Origin of the sequence: Yersinia hibernica (genome assembly GCF_004124235.1) — a bacterium.
Classification (GTDB): domain Bacteria; phylum Pseudomonadota; class Gammaproteobacteria; order Enterobacterales; family Enterobacteriaceae; genus Yersinia; species Yersinia hibernica.
This window is the reverse complement of sequence record NZ_CP032487.1, coordinates 1,593,285-1,611,273: the sequence shown is the minus strand read 5'-3', so window position 1 is coordinate 1,611,273 and position 17,989 is coordinate 1,593,285. Positions and strand designations below refer to the sequence as shown.

Genomic DNA, 17,989 nt, shown 5'->3' with positions numbered 1-17,989 from the left:
AAACGGCTCCTGATAAGAGGAGCCGTTTGGCATGGGAAGGAATAAATAGTTATAATTAACAGCTGATTAAAAATATCCAATAATTATACGGTATTTACCCTAATGGGGCGGTTTCCTTAGAAAGGATACTCGCGATAGCCCATCTGTTCTGAAATATTGCGCGCGGCACGATGTAAAGATTTCACAATATCGCTCTTGCTGCCTTCTGAGAAACGCAATGTTGGGTAGGAAATACTTAACCCAGCAATCACGACGCCGAAGCGGTCGAAAACAGGTACTGCGATGCAACGCAACCCCTCTTCTTGTTCTTCAATATCTTCGCCAAAACCTTGTTCACGGACCTTATCCAGCACGGGCAATAGTTCTGCGGCGCTAGCCAACGTATGTTTAGTGCTACGGGTAAATTCGATATGAGACAAGATTTCTTCTACTTCACCGCGGTCACGCCATGCCAGCAGCACTTTACCAATTGCCGTACTGTGCAGTGGATTACGACGCCCAATGCGAGAATGCATCCGCAGGTTATACATAGAATCGATTTTATGGATATAAACAATGCCATCTTCATCCAAGGCACCCAAGTGAATAGTTTCACGAGTTTCATTGGATAATTCACGCATTTGTATATCAGCGCTACGAATTAAATCGACATTTTGTAGTGCTTTAGCTCCCAACTCGAATAACTTCAACGTCAAGGAGTATTTCTCTGATTCGCCCTCTTGGGCAACATAGCCCAAGGACTTCATGGTCTGAAGAAAGCGGTACACTGTGCTCTTAGGCATCATTACCCGTTGAGAAAGTTCGGTAATACCAATTTCCCGCTCTTCACCCAAGGCTTGTAAGATGCCAAAAACCTTCAGAACCGACGATACAGAGTCGGGCTGTTTATCTAGATCTGCAATAGCCATTTTTTGGTTACCCTACTCAGTTTTCTGTGTTTCATAAAACAATATGTTTTAAAAAAAATAGAACAGTGGTTTTATTATAAAGGGAAGTCGCGAGACTGTGCAATAAACCAATGTGAATAATCGGATAAAAGCCTTGCAGACAGCAAATTAGCCTCTTTCCAAGAAAGAGGCTAGTGCAAAATTCAACTATTTCCAGACTGATTCAGGTAATGTGGCTAAATATAGGGCCGGTTTACCGTGAACATCTGAGGTAAACAGCACTTGCTTATCATCAGGTGTAAAGGAAGGATGTGGATGGGTGACCTGGCGATCACCTTCAAATACTTTCCATGAAGTGTCGTGGCGGGCAACACGATGCTGAGTACCATTCTTCATATTGAAAACATACAAGAAAGGATCATTTTCGATTTTATAGCCACTGTCGTCTTGTACATCAACCGGCGCATCAGAGCCATCGCCGACCATCAATGAGCCATCATAGTTACTCATCAGATGTGAACAGGCGGGCATGGAGGTCAACTGACGATTTTCCAATGTCTCTGGGTCAGCACTGCAAATGAAGCGGTCTGTGCTACCTTTTAAGTAAGAGACATACACCAAGGCCGAGCCATCTGGCACCCAGAATTCATGGGTACAGCTCTCACCTTCCGCATGGGTTTTCACCTTGCGCATATTGCTGCCATCTTCATTGATTAGCCACATGCGGGCATCAACCAAATCATGTGGCCCTTCATGGCAAAACGCCACGGTATTATCATCATATGGGCGATAGATAGGGTGACCGAGCCATTGATTTTCTTGCAAAATAACCGCAGATTCGCCCGTTTTAAGATCAACACGCATCAAGCGGCAGCACGGTTTGGTGAAATAGAACTCGTGGAATTTCTTCCAGTCGGTCAGTGGCTGCCAATCTTCACGTTTGATCTCAATGCCAACCAGTTTGGTGCAATCTGAGTTTGCCACCCAAGTACCATAGCCAACCCACTCTTCTGGCACCTGATAAACCACACTTTCTGCCAAGGAAGCCAGGTCTACGCGCATCAGATTACGGCCATCTTTGACATAAAACAGCGCATCATCCTCCGGAGACAAGAAACCACCAAAGGTATTGTCACCGCGCCCTTCTGTCAGTTGTGTTGCCACCTGAGTGTTAAGATCCAGCAAATAGTAGTTCCACGGGCCATCAAAAGCACCGCCAAACAACAGTTTGCTACCATCACGAGTGAAACACTTTTGATAGAAATAGTTACGGTGGCAAGTCACATCTGGCGGTGTCAGCCGTGTAACTTGTGCACCGGTAGAGGCATCCTGATAAGTATGAAATGTCAGGGGGATTTGTTTACCTTTAGCCATCCGGAAAGTCCTTAAAATCATCAGAGAATTAAAATTTGCCCGCAGGGAAACCTGTTCGGCTAATACTATCTCACATTATAGAAACGATGTTTCATTTTTCCGTGATCGCGGTTCTATTTTTACTGATTTTAACAAATTACGGTCATTATCAGCTTGTTAATCTCACTGAGCGGGAGAGGCTTTTCTTTGCGATACTCTGTTGCGACGATGCTTGGCCGTAAAATGGTCTTTTACAAATAACCCGACTTGTCAGGATGCATTCAAACACAATAGCCGTTAGCATAGAAAGATTCACTTACCTTATTATTTTTACAGACAAAACCTATGACCCCATCAGCCACCGATGGAATGCCGGTTCCCCAGCGCTATGCCGCCATCTTCGTTATTGCTTTAGGTATTATGATTGCGGTGCTGGACGGCACTATTGCCAACGTCGCGTTACCGACGATAGCCCGTGACCTGAATGCCAGCCCAGCCACGTCTATTTGGGTGGTAAATGCTTATCAGCTTGCCATTACGGTATCTTTGCTCTCGATGGCATCATTGGGTGACATCATTGGCTATCGGCGGGTTTATCAAGCCGGTTTACTGGTGTTTAGTGTGACATCGCTGTTTTGCGCCCTGTCCGACTCCTTATGGACACTGACATTGGCTCGCATATTGCAAGGATTGGGGGCTGCCGCACTGATGAGTGTGAACACCGCCCTGATCCGCATTATTTATCCCAAAGCCCAGTTAGGCCGAGGTATCGGTATTAATGCCTTAATTGTGGCGGTTTCAGCCGCCGCAGGCCCCACCATTGCCGCCGCAGTGCTGTCGGTTGCATCCTGGCAGTGGCTATTTGCCATTAATGTGCCGATCGGATTGGTGGCCTGGGGCTTGGGCATGAAGTACTTGCCAGCCAACAATATGAAGAGCAACGGTAACCGTTTTGATATCACCAGCTGCATTATGAATGCGCTGACATTCGGTTTACTGATAACTGCCATCAGTGGTTTTGCCCAAGAACAGAGCCCGACATTAATTGCCGTTGAAGTCATTGCATTGCTAGTGATTGGCTTTTTCTTTGTGCGCCGCCAACTCAAGCAACCTTTCCCCTTGTTGCCGGTCGATTTACTGCGCATTCCTATTTTTGCGCTGTCAATTGGCACCTCCGTTTGTTCTTTTGCCGCACAGATGCTAGCCATGGTTTCACTGCCTTTCTTCCTGCAAACCGTGTTGGCGCGTGATGAAGTTGCCACCGGCTTGCTCTTAACCCCTTGGCCGCTGGCCACCATGGTGGTCGCACCGATCGCTGGCCGTTTAGTGGAGCGCTATCATGCCGGATTGCTCGGAGGGATTGGTTTGGCAGTGTTCGCCAGTGGTTTGTTCTTGCTGGCCATCTTGCCTGCCAACCCCAGCGATTTGGATATTATCTGGCGTATGGTGCTGTGTGGTGCAGGTTTTGGTCTGTTTCAGGCCCCCAACAACCACACCATTATCTCCGCCGCCCCACAACATCGCAGCGGAGGGGCCAGTGGGATGCTAGGTACTGCGCGCCTATTGGGCCAGACATCCGGGGCGGCATTGGTTGCTTTGATGTTTAATCTGTTTGCTGACAACGGCACCCACGCCTCGCTCATCCTCGCCGGCGGCTTCGCCAGTATCGCGGCACTGGTTAGCCTACTGCGAGTGAGTCAAAAACGCAGTTAATCCGACTTTAGTACTAAAAAACCCCGCCGAAGCGGGGTTTTATATTGAGTTTCAAGGCGGGTTACTTCAGGTATTCACCAGAACGCAAAGCTTCAATACGTTTGTCCAGCGGCGGATGGGACATAAACAACTCGCTGAATGATTTAGATTTACCGTTAATGCAGAAAGCCATCATGCTCCCCGTTTCCTGCGGTTCATAGCTGGTTTTCAGCCGCTGCAATGCCGCTATCATCTTCTCGCGCCCCACCAGTCTCGCCGAACCGGCGTCAGCATGGAATTCACGATGACGCGAGAACCACATGGTAATAATGCTGGCAAGAATACCAAACACCAGCTCCAATACCATTGAGACGGCGAAGTAAACCATCGGGTTACCCGAGCTGCTTCCCTCATTATCACGATCTCCCGACAAGAAGCCGGCGGCCACCTGTGCAATCAGACGCGAAATGAAAATAACAAATGTATTCACAATACCTTGAATCAAGGTCATGGTGACCATATCACCATTCGCCACATGACTGATTTCATGGGCAATAACCGCCTCTGCTTCATCGCGGCTCATGTTTTGCAACAAACCGGTACTGACAGCCACCAGTGATGCATCACGACGGGCACCGGTAGCGAAAGCATTAATATCAGGAGCTTGATAAATAGCCACCTGCGGCATGGCAATACCGGCCTGCTGTGACTGGCGACGCACCGTCTCGAGCAACCAGCGCTCAGTTTCATTACGTGGCTGCTCAATAACCTCGCCCCCCACGGAGCGCAAAGCCATCCATTTGGACATCAGCAACGACACAAATGCGCCGCCAAAACCAAACAGACCGGCCATAATCATCAGCCCCTGCACACTGCTGGACTGGATACCTGTCAAGCTAAGCACCAACCCGAACACCAACATAACGGCCAGGTTGGTGAGAAGGAACAGAGCGATACGCATCATAAAAATTTATTTCCTTATTGTGTTAATTGGCGATCGGACTAAATCGACACTGCATTAAGTCAAAATAAGCATTAAGTCATAATGGCCATCAACTTAGCGGTGACTTAACCAAATGACTGCTGGGATATGCTGATCGTATGGGCATCTGATAAATTTTCAAGGCTTGTTAAGTTCTAACAGCATAAATCAACATAACTTTACAAATTTGGATACTTTTCATTACATATTCAGCTGTTTTTTCGCCAATACATTAGCCTAGCGCTAAAAAAAGCCAAAAAAAATCCGGGCTCAATAGAACCCGGATTATTCATATCAGCCGCTAACTATTTTGCTGCGGCTGCTGTCGCAGGGGTTACCGGTTGAGATTCAACCTGCGGTTGCGCTTTTTCTTTATGGGCTAAATCCAGTGCAATATGAACAGTTTCATCCAGATAAGGGTCCGGCTCCTGATAGTCTTTTGGCAAATCGTCCAATGACTTCAAGGGCTTTTTGCCTTCACGTTTAAAGCGCTCATTTAAGCGGTTCAGACGGGTAGCATCATCATCATGATTCTCTTTCTCGCGCTGGGCATAGTTGAGAGAAACAATGTTTTTCTTATCTTTCAGCGCCTTATAACGTTCAATATCTTGCTGAATATGCTGGAATTCAGGATCAATGGCGATGCGCGCAGCATGCACTTTGAGTAACTCTGGCTCCAGTGGTTTCAAATCACCCGTCTTGGTATAGCTGGCAGCATTGATGCTATCCCAAGGCAAGGCATTATCTTCGAAACTTTCACCGGTTTCCGCCGGGTCAACCCCCGTTGGCATCACAATATCTGGGGTAACGCCTTTACGTTGAGTACTGCCGCCATCTACCCGATAGAACTTCTGGATAGTGTATTGCAGTGACCCCAATGCCGGCCATTCAGGGCGCAGCATCTGATCGTAAATACGATTCAGCGAGCGATACTGCTGCACGGTTCCTTTACCAAAGGTAGGCTCACCCACGATTAAGGCGCGGCCATAATCTTGCATAGCGGCGGCGAAAATCTCGGATGCAGACGCACTATAGCGGTCAACCAATACCACCAGCGGGCCTTTGTAGTACACCACGCCGTCAGTATCACTATCTTCGCGTACTTTGCCATTGTTATCACGAACTTGCACCACTGGGCCGCTCGGAATAAACAGACCAGATAGCGCAACCGCCTCAGTCAGAGCGCCACCACCATTGCTGCGTAAGTCGATGATAATGCTGCTAACATTCTGTTTTTCTAGTTTTTGCAGCTGCACCTTAACATCTTCTGTCAGGCCAACATAAAAACCAGGAATATCCAGTACACCGACGCGCTCTTTGCCGATGGTTTTCACCGACATTTTCACCGCACGGTCTTCCAGACGAATACGTTCTCGCGTCAAAGTCACAGTGCGGGGTTTGGTTCCTTTACCGGCAGGTAAAATTTCCAACCGCACTTTACTGCCTTTCGGCCCTTTAATCAGCGCCACAACATCATCAAGGCGCCAGCCGATGACATCCACCATCGGTTTGCCGGTTTGGCCGACACCGATAACCCGATCACCCACCGCGATAGTTTTACTTTTCGCCGCCGGGCCACCCGGAACCATAGAGTTGATCAATGTGTAATCATCATCCATTTGCAAGACTGCACCAATCCCCTCCAGAGACAGACTCATCTCGGTGTTGAACTGTTCAGTATTGCGTGGCGACAGGTAATTAGTATGCGGGTCAATTTCGTGAGCAAACGCATTCATAATCAACTGGAAGACGTCTTCACTGTTACTTTGCGTCAAGCGCTTAATGGCGGCCTGATAGCGCTTGGTCAGCGTCTCTTTGATTTCTTTATCCGTTTTACCGGTTAACTTCAAATTGAGCTGATCATATTTAACTTTTGCGTCCCAAAGCTTGTTCAGCTCGGCGGTACTGGTCGGCCAAGGGGCTTTGCTGCGATCAATATCAATGGTGTCATTACCCGTGAAATCCATCGGCCTGTCTAGCACAGACAATGCATATTGATAACGCTCAAAACGGCGTTTTTGCGCCAAATTGAATAACGCATAGGGCGTATCTAACTGGCCGGATTTTAACTCACCGTCCAGCGAATGTTTTTTATCCGCGAACTGTGCCACATCTGATGCCAACAACACATTATGGCTGTAATCCAGCATGTTGAGGAAGCGATCAAATATTTTGGCGGAAAACTCGGAGTCCAAGGCAAATTGGCGATAATGGGAGCGAGTGAAGCGCGATGTTACGCGCTCACTCACGGTTGCATGCTCTGGTTCCTGGTGTAATTGAGGCAGTTGGTCGGCTCGATACGTTGTATCAGCCGCGTAACTTGCGCCCGCCAGTAACAAGCCTGCGATTGCTGTTAGTCTGACAAATTTGTTCATGCCTAAGTTGGCCTCCGTATCAGAACTGCAAGTGTTCTGCGCGCACAATCATCGCCAGACCGGAAGACAGCTGCACCCGTACGCCATCTTTAGCGATTTCTAATACGGTTGCGTCCATCGCACTCTTACCTGCTCTGACTTTGATTTCTTGACCAATTTGCAGTTTAGAGATATCTGTGACCGGCACAGGGCGTGGCTGGTTTTCCTCGGCCTGTGGGCGAGGTGGCCGAGCTTGTTGTGGACGCGGTGACTGACGAGGCTTGCGGTTTTCCACCGGTGCCCCCGCTTCACGACGCGGCGCAGGTTTTTTACCTGCTGGACGTGGGCGACGTGGCTCTGGAGTTTCACCCGCAGCAATGGCAGCTTCGCGCTTTTTAGCTTGTTGTTCAGCACGTTGCGCTTGAACACGGGCTTTCGCCTCTTCCAGCTGTTTGCGGGCATGCTCGACATGTTGCTCTTCCAGCACACCACAAGGGTTGCCATCCAGATCAACACGTTCAGCACCAACTTTGACCCCATAAAGATAACGCCAGCTTGAGGTGTAGAGACGCAGCGCAGAACGCAATTGCGTTTTACTTAAATTCTCTTCACCCTGAACACGTTCGACCAGATCTTGAAAAATACCGATCTTCAGTGGACGTGCTTCGCCCTCGGCGGTGAAACAAAGCGGGAATCGCTCAGCCAAAAAGGCTATGACTTCTTTACTACTGTTCAACTTAGGTTGATTTTCCATGAAATTTCCTGATTACAACGGGTTGCCAACAAGCCGCAGGCATGAACAGGCGTCATTATAATGACGCCATCAGCAATTGCCACGTTATCCGTATATCAACTTGCAGTCTGTGTGACATATTTTGAACTATCACACAGTTCAAGATGCTCGCAAAGCCCCGCCACGACTGAGGTTAAGCCTAATTCGTCGTCGTTATCGAAACGATCATAAACAATGCTATCGATATCCAAAACGCCGATAACTTTTCCCTTAACTGTGATTGGCAGCACAATTTCTGCATTACTGGCGGCATCACAAGCGATATGACCGGGGAAAGCATGCACATCCCCCACCCGCTGAACGCGATTTTCTGCCACGGCAGTGCCACATACCCCCTTCCCGACAGGAATTCGCACGCAGGCGATTTTGCCCTGGAAAGGGCCGAGCACCAATTGATTCCCCTCGAGCAAGTAAAACCCCGCCCAATTCAAACCCTCAAGGCGTTCATACAGTAAGGCGCTGGCATTAGCCAATGTGGCGATGAAATTGGTTTCACCGGCAATCAGAGCACTCAAGTCACGTTTTAATTCCGCGTAGAATTCTGCTTTTTTCATGTAATGACCGTTAGAAACCTAAGAATAGCCAGAGGCAATTGTTACGCTTAGCTTATATAAAATAATCATTAAATGCGCTTAGCTACAAGGTTATTCAGCGCTTAAGCTATAAAAGAGTTGCCCATCGCCGAAGTTTGCCCCTTTTTGCCGCTTGTTTTGATGCCTTGCTCTGCTACCATCCGCGCTATTCTTTATAGACCGATATCGGTGCCAGGGTGTTTATTAGATGAAGATTCATGCCATTCAACGCCCATTGTCAACAGCGCGCGTGCAACGATGCTGCCAGTGTGATGCGCTGTTTACCTTGCCGGCACTAAATAGCAGGCAGGCCGCGTATTGCCCGCGGTGCAGTGCAAAAATTGCCAGTGGGCGCGATTGGTCACTGACACGCCTGACCGCGATTGCCGTCGCCATGCTATTGCTGATGCCATTTGCGTTTACCGAGCCACTGATTACTATCCGCCTGCTCGGCACGCGCATTGATGCCAGTTTGCTGGAGGGAATCTGGCAAATGAGTCGCCAAGGCCACCCCATCACGGCCAGTATGGTGGCATTTTGCATTCTGGGCGCCCCGATGACACTCACCATTTCAATTCTGTATCTGCGCATTGGCAGCCGGATAGGTATGAATTTGCGGCCAATCTTGCTGATGCTCGAGAGATTGAAAGAGTGGGTGATGCTGGATATCTATCTTATTGGTATGGTCGTGGCCTGCATTAAAGTCAAAGAATATGCCGACATCATGCCCGGGACTGGGCTAATCGCCTATCTGACCTTAACCTTGCTTAGTATTCTGGCACTGGTGCATTTGAATTTGGAACAATTGTGGGAGCGGTTTTATCCACAAGAGCAGCCCCCCGGCCCGCGAGAAACCCTGCGCGTTTGCCTCTCTTGTCATTATACTGGGCACCCTGATGCCCTGGGGCGCTGCCCACGTTGCCATATTCCTTTGCGCCATCGCCGCCGCCACAGCATCCAAAAAACCTGGGCGGCATTACTGGCCTCTATCGTGTTGCTATTGCCCGCCAACTTACTCCCGATATCAATTGTTTATGCCAATGGCACCCGCATGGAGGATACTATTTTCTCTGGCGTGGTTTCTTTGGCTTCATCCGGTAATCTGCCGATTGCGGCCGTGGTGTTTATCGCCAGTGTGCTGGTGCCTTTTACCAAAATCATTGTCTTGCTAACCTTACTGCTGAGTATCCATCTCAAGACGCAGCATAGCTTGAAAACGCGCATGCGGCTGCTGCGCTTGATCACCTGGATTGGCCGCTGGTCAATGTTAGACCTCTTTGTTATTGCATTAATGATGTCGCTGATTAATCGTGATCAGCTCCTTTCTTTCACTATGGGGCCTGCAGCCTTCTATTTTGGGTCTGCGGTCATTTTGACTATCCTGGCCGTTGAGTGGCTGGATAGCCGATTGATTTGGGATGCACATGCAACAGGAAACGCCGAGTACACCGACTGAGGCACAAATTAAACATAAACGCCGGATATCGCCTTTCTGGTTATTGCCCTTTATTGCCCTGCTGATTGCCGGCTGGCTGGTTTATAACAATTGGCAAGAACGTGGCACCGAAGTCACCATTGATTTCCAATCCGCGGCGGGGATTGTGGCCGGGCGAACCCCGATTCGCTACCAAGGTGTGGAAGTCGGGATCGTGCAATCCATTAGTCTGGATGATGACCTGCGTAATATTAAAGTGACCGCCAGTATCAAAAATGACATGGAAGACTCACTCCGGGAAGGAACGCAATTCTGGTTAGTGACCCCCAAAGCCTCGCTGGCTGGGGTTTCCGGCCTGGATGCATTGGTGGGCGGCAACTATATCGGGATGATGCCGGGCGAGGGTAAACCGCAGAGCCACTTTACTGCATTAGATACTCAGCCCAAATTTCGCCTGAATACTGGCGAGTTGATGATTCATCTGCATGCGCCGGATTTAGGCTCGCTAAACAGCGGCTCGCTCGTGTATTACCGTAAAATTCCGGTGGGTAAAGTCTACGATTACAACATCGCACCTGATAATAACGGAGTCGTCATTGATGTGCTGATTGACCGGCGCTTTGCCAAACTGGTCAAAAACGACACTCGCTTCTGGAATGTGTCTGGTTTTAAAGGGGATTTCAGCCTAAGTGGTGCATCAGTGCAAATGGAAAGTCTGGCTGCATTAGTCAATGGCGCGATCGCCTTTGACTCTCCGCCAAACAGTCAGGATGCCAAGCCAGACCAGCCTTTCCAGCTTTACGCTGATTTGGCGCATAGCCAGCGCGGCGTGGCTATCACCTTGGATTTACCGAGTGGCAGCAGCTTGAGTGAGGGGCGCACTCCGTTGATTTATCAGGGATTACAAGTAGGCACCCTGACCAAAATGACACTCCAGCCGGACAGCAAAGTTACCGGCGAGCTGACCATTGACCCGTCGGTGGTGAATTTAATGCGCAGCGGCACGCGCATTGAAATGAATAGCCCACGAATCAGTCTTAATGATGCCAAATTAAGTGAATTGTTAACCGGCAATACCCTAGAACTTATCCCCGGCGAAGGCGCGCCGCAACAGCGCTTTAGTGTGCTGCCCAGCAGTAAAAGCCTGTTACAACAACCCAATGTGCTCGAATTGCAATTAACAGCACCTGAAAGCTATGGCATTGATGTCGGCCAGCCCATTTCACTGCATGGTATTAAAATTGGTCAGGTATTAACTCGCGAGCTATCGGCCAATGGCGTGAGTTTTAGCGCAGCCATTGAAGCAAAATATCGGCATCTGGTGCACCAAGACAGTAAGTTTGTGGTTAACAGCCGCATTGATGTAAAACTTGGCATTGATGGCGTTGATATACAAGGTGCCAGTGCGCAGGAGTGGATTGATGGCGGGATTTTGATTCTACCGGGCGGCAAAGGCGAAGCGCTTAGCAAATATCCGCTGTATAGCAGTGTCGATAAAGCGACAGATGGGATCTTAGGCAACCAGCCAGCCACTACGCTAACCCTGACGGCGACCAGCCTGCCTGATGTGCAAACCGGCTCCGTGGTGTTGTATCGCAAATTTCAGGTGGGGGAAATTACCCATATCAAGCCGAAAGCCAATGAGTTTGAAGTGGAGGTGTACATTCAGCCGGAGTATCGCAAGTTACTGACCGACAAAAGCATTTTCTGGGCTGAGGGGGGAGCGAAAGTCCAGTTAAATGGCAGCGGTCTGAGTGTGCAAGCCTCGCCGCTGAATCGGGCATTAAAAGGGGCAATCAGCTTTGATAACCTCGAGGGAGTCACACTAGACAAAGGCGCGAAACGCACCCTTTATGCGAATGAAACCGCCGCGCGGGCGGTCGGCAGCCAGATTATCTTACGTACTTTTGATGCCAGCAAATTGGCCGCAGGTATGCCAATTCGCTATCTGGGTATCAATATTGGGCAGGTTGATTCACTCAAGTTAGCCCCCGAGCGCAATGAAGTGCTAGCCAAAGCTGTGCTCTATCCCGAATATGTTCAAAGCTTTGCCCGTGCTGGGACGCGCTTCTCGATTGTTTCACCGCAGATCTCCGCCGCCGGGGTCAATAACCTCGAGACCCTGTTCCAGCCCTACATTAATGTGGAGCCGGGCAACGGCGGCATATTGCGGTCATTTGAGCTACAAACCGCCACCATTACCGATTCGCGCTATCTGGACGGTCTGAGTATTATTCTCGACACCGCCGAGGCGGGTTCATTGCAAATCGGCACACCGGTGCTGTTTCGTGGGCTGGAAGTGGGCACGGTCACAGGGTTTAATCTGGGGGCCATGTCTGACCGAGTACAAGTTTCGCTGCGTATCAGTCAGAAATTCCAACAGCTTGTGCGGCAGAATTCGGTTTTCTGGCTGGCATCGGGCTATAACCTTGAATTTGGCCTGACGGGCGGTGTTGTGAAAAGCGGCACTTTCCAGCAGTTTATTCGCGGTGGTATTGCTTTCGCCACGCCGCCGACCACACCGCTGGCACCGAAAGCCAGTGTGAATCAACATTTCTTACTGAACCCGGAAGAGCCGAAAGAGTGGCGAAGTTGGGGAACCGCGATACCCCGGTTCTAATTTTAATGACCTATCAGGGGGACGTAAGTGTGCCGTCCTGATAGGGATTACCACAAATATCCAACACACATTGGCGCAACCAGCGGTGTGCTGAGTCCGCATCCATTCGCGGGTGCCAAAGCATAGAAACCGTGATAATCGGTGAGGTGACGGGCAGTGGGAAACTGAACATCCCAGTGCGCAAATTCAAGGTATGCCGTTCGGGCACCGTGGCCACTAAATCCGAGCCTTGCGCTAATGCCAACGCGGTCGAGATGCCGTCAACATAAGCCGCCGCGCGCCTTTCAAGCCCCAATAATTGTAAACTATCATCGAGTGGCCCTTTATGGCCTTGACGGCGCGAAATGATAATATGGCGTTGGGCAGCATATCGTGCGGGGGTTATCTCTGCGCTGCTCAACCCATGCCCGGCCCTGACAACACCGATAAAACCATCACGAAATAATGCCCGAGTACGCAATTCAGGGCTAGCCGCAGCACCGACCACCCCGGTCTCCAGATCCACACTGCCATCGCGCAGTAATGCACTGTCTTTGTTCATCTTTTGTATAAAGCGCAACTGCACACCCGGTGCATCTCGACTCACACGCGCCAACAATGCCGCGCCAAAGTTTTCGACAAAACCATCACTGGTGCGCAAGGTAAAAATACGTGTTAGCTGTGCAAGATCGAGCTTCTCCGCTGGGCGTAGCACGGAGGTGGCGTCCTGCACCAATTGGCTGACTTGCTCACGTAACTCAAGTGCTCGGGGGGTAGCAACGAGCACCCGGCCTGCTCTCACCAACAGCGGGTCACCGGTGGTCTGGCGCAATCTCGCCAGCGCTCGGCTCATGGCCGACGGACTCAACCCCAACCGTTGGGCGGCGCGCACCACGCTGCCTTCTGCCAGCAGCACATTGAGTGTGATTAATAAATTGAGATCAGGTTTTGTCATCCTTTGACTCTAGCACAATCCGCCCGGACATGGCGTTGCATGCAGCAATAAGCTGCATTTCGTGCGTCTTCCGCCCTGTCATGCAATGAAATAGTCTCCTGAAGAGGATTTTTAGGAGCCCGCTAATCAATGAAAATGCATACCCGCACTAGCCATTCACTGACTGTTGAAAACGCCGCACTACGCAAAACGATGCTCAGCCTCGCACTGCCGATGTTGCTTTCCTCATTAGCCACCAGCATCGCCAATGTTGGGTTGCCCACATTAACACAAACTTTGCCGGCTTCTTTTCAAGAGGCCCAGTGGGTGATATTGGCCTATTTACTGGCCATCACTACCTCGGCCATCAGTATTGGCCGCATGGGGGATATTATCGACAAGCGCCAGTTGCTAAAGCTGGGGGTCGCCCTGTTCACCGCAGCATCGGCGGGCTGTGCATTTGCCCCCACCATCGGCATATTGATTATCGCCCGCATCCTGCAAGGGCTGGGGGCCGCCGCCATGATGACACTCACTTTGGCGCTGGTGGGTGAAACCGTCAGTCAGGGAAAAACCGGGCGCGCCATGGGGATACTCGGCACTGTATCCGCTATCGGCACCGCCCTTGGCCCCTCGCTTGGCGGCATACTCATTGCCAGCTTCGGCTGGCCTGCCATGTTTTTTATCAATATTCCTTTTGGCTTACTGGCCTTGTTCCTTATTTCACATTACTTGCCTGCCAATCACACACCATTGCCGCTCGCCCATGCTGGTTTTGATCCCCTCGGAATGTTGCTGTTGGGCCTCACACTTGCATTGTATGCGCTGGCCATGACCGTCGGACATGGCACATTCAGTGCTCATAATGGGGCGCTATTAGGGGCCGCAGCCATCAGCGGCGGATTATTTATCTGGGCAGAAAAGAGCGCAAAATCCCCCTTAATTCAGAGCGCAATATTGCATCAGCCGGTGTTACGTGCGGGCTTAATCATGAGCGCGCTGGTCACCACCATCATGATGACCACCCTGATTGTCGGGCCATTTTATCTTGCACACGCCCTGAACTTACCCGCGCAATGGGTGGGGTTAGCAATGTCTGCCGGCCCAATTGTGGCGGCGCTGAGCGGCATTCCCGCGGGCTATTGGGTGGACAAGTTAGGCGATAAAATCATGGTTACCAGTGGCTGGGCAGCAATAACCGTCGCCACCCTGCTGTTGGCAATCATCCCCACTGATTTTGGTATCCTCGGCTATATCGTGCCAGTGTGTGTGCTGACCGCCGGCTACGCCATCTTCCAGACCGCCAATAATACTCGGATGATGAAAGCAGTGAGTGCGGATGGGCGCGGTGTGGTTTCCGGCATGTTGAATCTTTCGCGTAACCTCGGGCTTATCACCGGCGCATCCGTCATGGGGGCGGTTTTTACTTTCACCGCTGCCTCTCAAGATATTCAATTCGCCACCGCAATAAATATCACCCAAGGTATGCAATTGACTTACGGTGTGGCGGCCCTATTCGCTGTGCTCGGGCTGGGAATAGCGGTCACCCAGTTCAGAAATAAAACTAATCAATAAAGAGACTCACTTCACTATTTATAATGTAGCTGAAAGGATTCAGATTAAGAATGAAAAGCCAAAAACATCAATTTGACTTTAATATAAGGAATTAGCCGCCCCTATTATTTTTCCAGCCCAAAAGACAATAAATGATAGATATGAGATGGATGAGTGATTTTTTGATTAAAATTGAACACTTTTCGTATCTTGCTGCTATTAATTAATCATCTAGATTTTTAATCATTTGTGTCGTAAACATCGGTTGCGCTACGTCATTGGCGCAACTCAACTCTAGATGACTTGGCTGTAAATTATATTATTAAGGATGAAACAATGAAGAAAACCTTACTTATTCTTGGTGCTATGGTTTTATTACAGTCAGCCCCGCCAGTAGAAAGTGCGGGCTCGGTCACTGGGACATTGGGCGCAACACTGACAATTATTACCGGATGTTATGTCAATGATGGCACCACCCCTGGCGGCTTGACCAATTTAGGCACCATCAACTTCGGCACCGTCTCAACGTTAAATACCCGCATCAGGCAGCCCTACAGCAGCACCACCAATGGCGCATTGAATTTATATTGTAGTGCCGGCACCGCCTACAATATTGGCATTGATAATGGTGCACATGCATCGACTAACCAGCGCCGTTTGTCCGGCGGGACCAGCGAGTTTGTTAATTATAATTTGTTCAAAGACAGTGGGTATTCCCAAGCATGGGGCACTACCGGCTCTGACCTCCTCACTGGCACCGCGACGGCGATAGGTACCGCCATTCCTCTGACTGTTTATAGTGAAGTGCCAGTACAAGCAACGCCAAGTGTCAGCACTTATACCGATACGGTAAATGTGACTGTCAATTGGTAGCCAATATGACCTTAGACACTTATCCGGATAGCTCGCTGGCGACTGACGATAAAAAACGGCTTTTATGGCTTATCGTCAGCCTGCTATTACTGCGAACTTATCCGGCTTATGCCGTCTCTAAAACCGCCAATATCACCGTCAACGCCACCTTATTGCCAACCTGCATAGCGGGCACCACCGTCAGTGGCGCGACCACCTTTGGCACCTTAAATTTTGGCTCCGCCACCGTGCTCAACGCCCCGATAGCGGTTATTGGTCAGGCCAATGGCGGGGCAATTTCGGTGCAATGCAGCAAAAACACCAGCTTTACGGTGTTGCTCAGTGCTGGGCAAAGCGGCAGTGTCAATAGTCGCTATTTGGCCGGGGGGCCGAGCAGTCAACATGTGAATTACAACCTGTATACCGACTCCGCTCATAGCCACATTTGGAATAATACCGTGGGGGTATCACAAGTTGCTTCCGGGCAACCCACTACCCTGCCCGTGTATGGGCTGATCCCCGTACAAAGCACGCCAGCGGCGGGCGTTTACACCGACACAATTCAAGTCACCGTCAACTGGTAGGGAGGAAATAATATGATGCATAGCCGTTTCTACCCCACCTTCATTCAATTACTCGTGCTGAGTTTGCTGGGCTTGCCCATAGCTAATAGTTATGGGGATACCTTAAATAGCCCCTTCGCAGTCAAAGCCACAATATTACCCGGCTGTATTTTGGGGAGTGGCACTGCCGATAGCAGCAGTTTTGGCACCCTGAATTTTGGCAATGTCTCGTCATTGTCAGCGGCAATTAATATTGTCTCCAGCCAAAATGCCGGTTCAATCATTATTCAATGCAGTGGCACACCAAGCATTACCTTGGCGCTAAATAGTGGTGCAAATACTGCCGGCAATATCGCGGCGGGTCGGCGGTTACTCAATAGTGCCACCGGCGAATACCTATTTTATCAAGTATTCCAAGACAGCGCCCGCAGTGTGATTTGGGGCAATGGCAGTAACGGCGGAGCCGCGCAAGTCATTAGCGCGAATAGCACATTACAGCAGATCATTTTATATGCGCAATTATTTGCCACCAGCACTCTGCCCACGGCGGGAAATTACACAGATACCTTATTAGTGACTGCCACTTATTAAATTACTCTTTATTTAATGTGGGTACTTTATCGACAAGGAGTTCACCATGATTAAATTAACATCGCTCTCATTACTGATTTTATCGGCGACAACATTGGCCAGCAGCTCACTTTACGCCGCCTCTTCGGTGCTAATTTGGCCTATCGATCCGGTGATAAACAGTCATGAGAAAGCCACTGCGCTGTGGCTGGAAAATAAAGACAGTCAGCCCGTTTACATGCAAATTCGCGTATTAGGGTGGCAACAAAAAGCGGGGCAGGAAGATTACAGTCATCAATCAGCCATCCTTGCCAGCCCGCCAGTTGCGACAATTTTACCCGGCAAGCGCCAGTTGATTCGGCTGATTAAAAATACCCAGGTGCCCGCAGGCCAAGAGCAAGCATTCCGGGTGCTGATTGATGAAATCCCGCGCAAAGACCCCAATGAAGACGCGGCCACGCCGGATTTGAATATGGGGCTGAAATTTCAGATGCGCTACTCCATCCCGCTGTTTATCTATGGCGAGGGGCTGAAAGCTGAAGATGCCAATAACCCGGCAACCTTTTTCCCACTGAGCCTCGGCTACAAAATCATTCAAGAGAACGGTAAAACCTGGCTGGCCATTCGCAATCAAGGGCAGACCCACGCCCGGATCTCCCGCGTAAGCTTACAAGATAGAAACATGAATAGCGGGCTAATGGGCTATGTTTTGCCGGGCAATGAAATGCGTTTCCAAGTTCCGGCTTCAGCCAGTACTGGGCCATTAACTGCCCTAGTGAATAGCAATCCTAAACCTATAGTTATCCCCCATCAATAAACCGGCCGGATAGAGCGCCATTATTGATTAAT

General features: G+C 49.9%; 15 protein-coding genes. 8 read left to right on the top strand and 7 right to left on the bottom strand.

Features of this window, described 5'->3' with window-relative positions; genetic code table 11:
* Positions 1–116: 116 nt before the first annotated feature.
* Entirely contained in the window at positions 117–908 is a 792-nt protein-coding gene (gene kdgR / locus D5F51_RS07595) for a DNA-binding transcriptional regulator KdgR (protein WP_129196046.1), read from the bottom strand.
* A gap of 186 nt (positions 909–1,094) precedes the next feature.
* Positions 1,095–2,261 carry an oligogalacturonate lyase gene (gene ogl, locus D5F51_RS07590; RefSeq protein ID WP_025378443.1) on the bottom strand — a complete coding sequence of 389 codons (1,167 nt, stop codon included), beginning with the start codon at positions 2,259–2,261 and terminating at the stop codon, positions 1,095–1,097.
* A 324-nt stretch (positions 2,262–2,585) separates the two neighbouring features.
* Here ogl and D5F51_RS07585 point away from each other — a divergent pair, with 324 nt between their 5' ends.
* Positions 2,586–3,953: an MFS transporter gene (locus D5F51_RS07585; protein ID WP_129196045.1), complete on the top strand. Its 1,368-nt coding sequence runs from the start codon at positions 2,586–2,588 to the stop codon at positions 3,951–3,953.
* 61 nt (positions 3,954–4,014) lie between these two features.
* On the opposite strand, the gene htpX is transcribed toward D5F51_RS07585, so the two are convergent.
* From htpX to D5F51_RS07565, 4 genes are all read right to left on the bottom strand, one after another.
* The gene (gene htpX / locus D5F51_RS07580; RefSeq protein WP_129196044.1) at positions 4,015–4,896 is read right to left on the bottom strand and encodes a protease HtpX; all 882 of its coding nucleotides are present in this window, start codon (positions 4,894–4,896) and stop codon (positions 4,015–4,017) included.
* A gap of 323 nt (positions 4,897–5,219) precedes the next feature.
* Positions 5,220–7,289 carry a carboxy terminal-processing peptidase gene (gene prc / locus D5F51_RS07575; RefSeq protein WP_129196043.1) on the bottom strand — a complete coding sequence of 690 codons (2,070 nt, stop codon included), beginning with the start codon at positions 7,287–7,289 and terminating at the stop codon, positions 5,220–5,222.
* A gap of 19 nt (positions 7,290–7,308) precedes the next feature.
* The gene (gene proQ / locus D5F51_RS07570; RefSeq protein WP_004706516.1) at positions 7,309–8,022 is read right to left on the bottom strand and encodes an RNA chaperone ProQ; all 714 of its coding nucleotides are present in this window, start codon (positions 8,020–8,022) and stop codon (positions 7,309–7,311) included.
* 95 nt (positions 8,023–8,117) lie between these two features.
* A complete protein-coding gene (locus D5F51_RS07565) occupies positions 8,118–8,615 on the bottom strand; it encodes a GAF domain-containing protein (protein WP_025378447.1) in 498 nt (165 codons plus the stop codon).
* A gap of 226 nt (positions 8,616–8,841) precedes the next feature.
* On the opposite strand from D5F51_RS07565, the gene yebS reads away from it, so the two are divergent.
* Both yebS and D5F51_RS07555 read left to right on the top strand, forming a co-directional pair.
* Positions 8,842–10,089 carry a membrane integrity lipid transport subunit YebS gene (gene yebS / locus D5F51_RS07560; RefSeq protein WP_129196042.1) on the top strand — a complete coding sequence of 416 codons (1,248 nt, stop codon included), beginning with the start codon at positions 8,842–8,844 and terminating at the stop codon, positions 10,087–10,089.
* Entirely contained in the window at positions 10,058–12,688 is a 2,631-nt protein-coding gene (locus D5F51_RS07555; RefSeq protein WP_129196041.1) for a PqiB family protein, read from the top strand. Before yebS ends, D5F51_RS07555 begins: the two co-directional genes overlap by 32 nt.
* A 13-nt stretch (positions 12,689–12,701) precedes the next feature.
* On the opposite strand, the gene D5F51_RS07550 is transcribed toward D5F51_RS07555, so the two are convergent.
* Positions 12,702–13,622 (bottom strand): LysR family transcriptional regulator, encoded by a 921-nt coding sequence (locus tag D5F51_RS07550; protein WP_129196040.1) that lies wholly within the window; start codon positions 13,620–13,622, stop codon positions 12,702–12,704.
* Between the two features lie 129 nt (positions 13,623–13,751).
* On the opposite strand from D5F51_RS07550, the gene D5F51_RS07545 reads away from it, so the two are divergent.
* From D5F51_RS07545 to D5F51_RS07525, 5 genes are all read left to right on the top strand, one after another.
* Positions 13,752–15,176, top strand: a complete 1,425-nt coding sequence (locus D5F51_RS07545; RefSeq protein ID WP_129196039.1) for an MFS transporter — start codon at positions 13,752–13,754, stop codon at positions 15,174–15,176.
* Between the two features lie 315 nt (positions 15,177–15,491).
* On the top strand, positions 15,492–16,028 hold the full coding sequence (locus tag D5F51_RS07540) for a Csu type fimbrial protein (protein WP_025378451.1): 537 nt from the start codon (positions 15,492–15,494) through the stop codon (positions 16,026–16,028).
* A gap of 5 nt (positions 16,029–16,033) precedes the next feature.
* Entirely contained in the window at positions 16,034–16,591 is a 558-nt protein-coding gene (locus D5F51_RS07535) for a Csu type fimbrial protein (protein ID WP_129196038.1), read from the top strand.
* 12 nt (positions 16,592–16,603) lie between these two features.
* Positions 16,604–17,161 carry a Csu type fimbrial protein gene (locus D5F51_RS07530; RefSeq protein ID WP_129196037.1) on the top strand — a complete coding sequence of 186 codons (558 nt, stop codon included), beginning with the start codon at positions 16,604–16,606 and terminating at the stop codon, positions 17,159–17,161.
* A gap of 46 nt (positions 17,162–17,207) precedes the next feature.
* The gene (locus D5F51_RS07525) at positions 17,208–17,957 is read left to right on the top strand and encodes a fimbrial biogenesis chaperone (RefSeq protein ID WP_129196036.1); all 750 of its coding nucleotides are present in this window, start codon (positions 17,208–17,210) and stop codon (positions 17,955–17,957) included.
* Positions 17,958–17,989 lie beyond the last annotated feature (32 nt).

Coding starts and splice junctions, on each gene's coding strand:
- htpX (WP_129196044.1), bottom strand. CDS start 4,896: ATGATGCGTATCGCTCTGTTCCTTCTCACCAACCTGGCCGTTATGTTG.
- proQ (WP_004706516.1), bottom strand. CDS start 8,022: ATGGAAAATCAACCTAAGTTGAACAGTAGTAAAGAAGTCATAGCCTTT.
- D5F51_RS07585 (WP_129196045.1), top strand. CDS start 2,586: ATGACCCCATCAGCCACCGATGGAATGCCGGTTCCCCAGCGCTATGCC.
- D5F51_RS07540 (WP_025378451.1), top strand. CDS start 15,492: ATGAAGAAAACCTTACTTATTCTTGGTGCTATGGTTTTATTACAGTCA.
- D5F51_RS07535 (WP_129196038.1), top strand. CDS start 16,034: ATGACCTTAGACACTTATCCGGATAGCTCGCTGGCGACTGACGATAAA.
- D5F51_RS07545 (WP_129196039.1), top strand. CDS start 13,752: ATGAAAATGCATACCCGCACTAGCCATTCACTGACTGTTGAAAACGCC.
- D5F51_RS07555 (WP_129196041.1), top strand. CDS start 10,058: ATGCAACAGGAAACGCCGAGTACACCGACTGAGGCACAAATTAAACAT.
- ogl (WP_025378443.1), bottom strand. CDS start 2,261: ATGGCTAAAGGTAAACAAATCCCCCTGACATTTCATACTTATCAGGAT.
- D5F51_RS07550 (WP_129196040.1), bottom strand. CDS start 13,622: ATGACAAAACCTGATCTCAATTTATTAATCACACTCAATGTGCTGCTG.
- D5F51_RS07565 (WP_025378447.1), bottom strand. CDS start 8,615: ATGAAAAAAGCAGAATTCTACGCGGAATTAAAACGTGACTTGAGTGCT.
- prc (WP_129196043.1), bottom strand. CDS start 7,289: ATGAACAAATTTGTCAGACTAACAGCAATCGCAGGCTTGTTACTGGCG.
- D5F51_RS07530 (WP_129196037.1), top strand. CDS start 16,604: ATGATGCATAGCCGTTTCTACCCCACCTTCATTCAATTACTCGTGCTG.
- kdgR (WP_129196046.1), bottom strand. CDS start 908: ATGGCTATTGCAGATCTAGATAAACAGCCCGACTCTGTATCGTCGGTT.
- D5F51_RS07525 (WP_129196036.1), top strand. CDS start 17,208: ATGATTAAATTAACATCGCTCTCATTACTGATTTTATCGGCGACAACA.
- yebS (WP_129196042.1), top strand. CDS start 8,842: ATGAAGATTCATGCCATTCAACGCCCATTGTCAACAGCGCGCGTGCAA.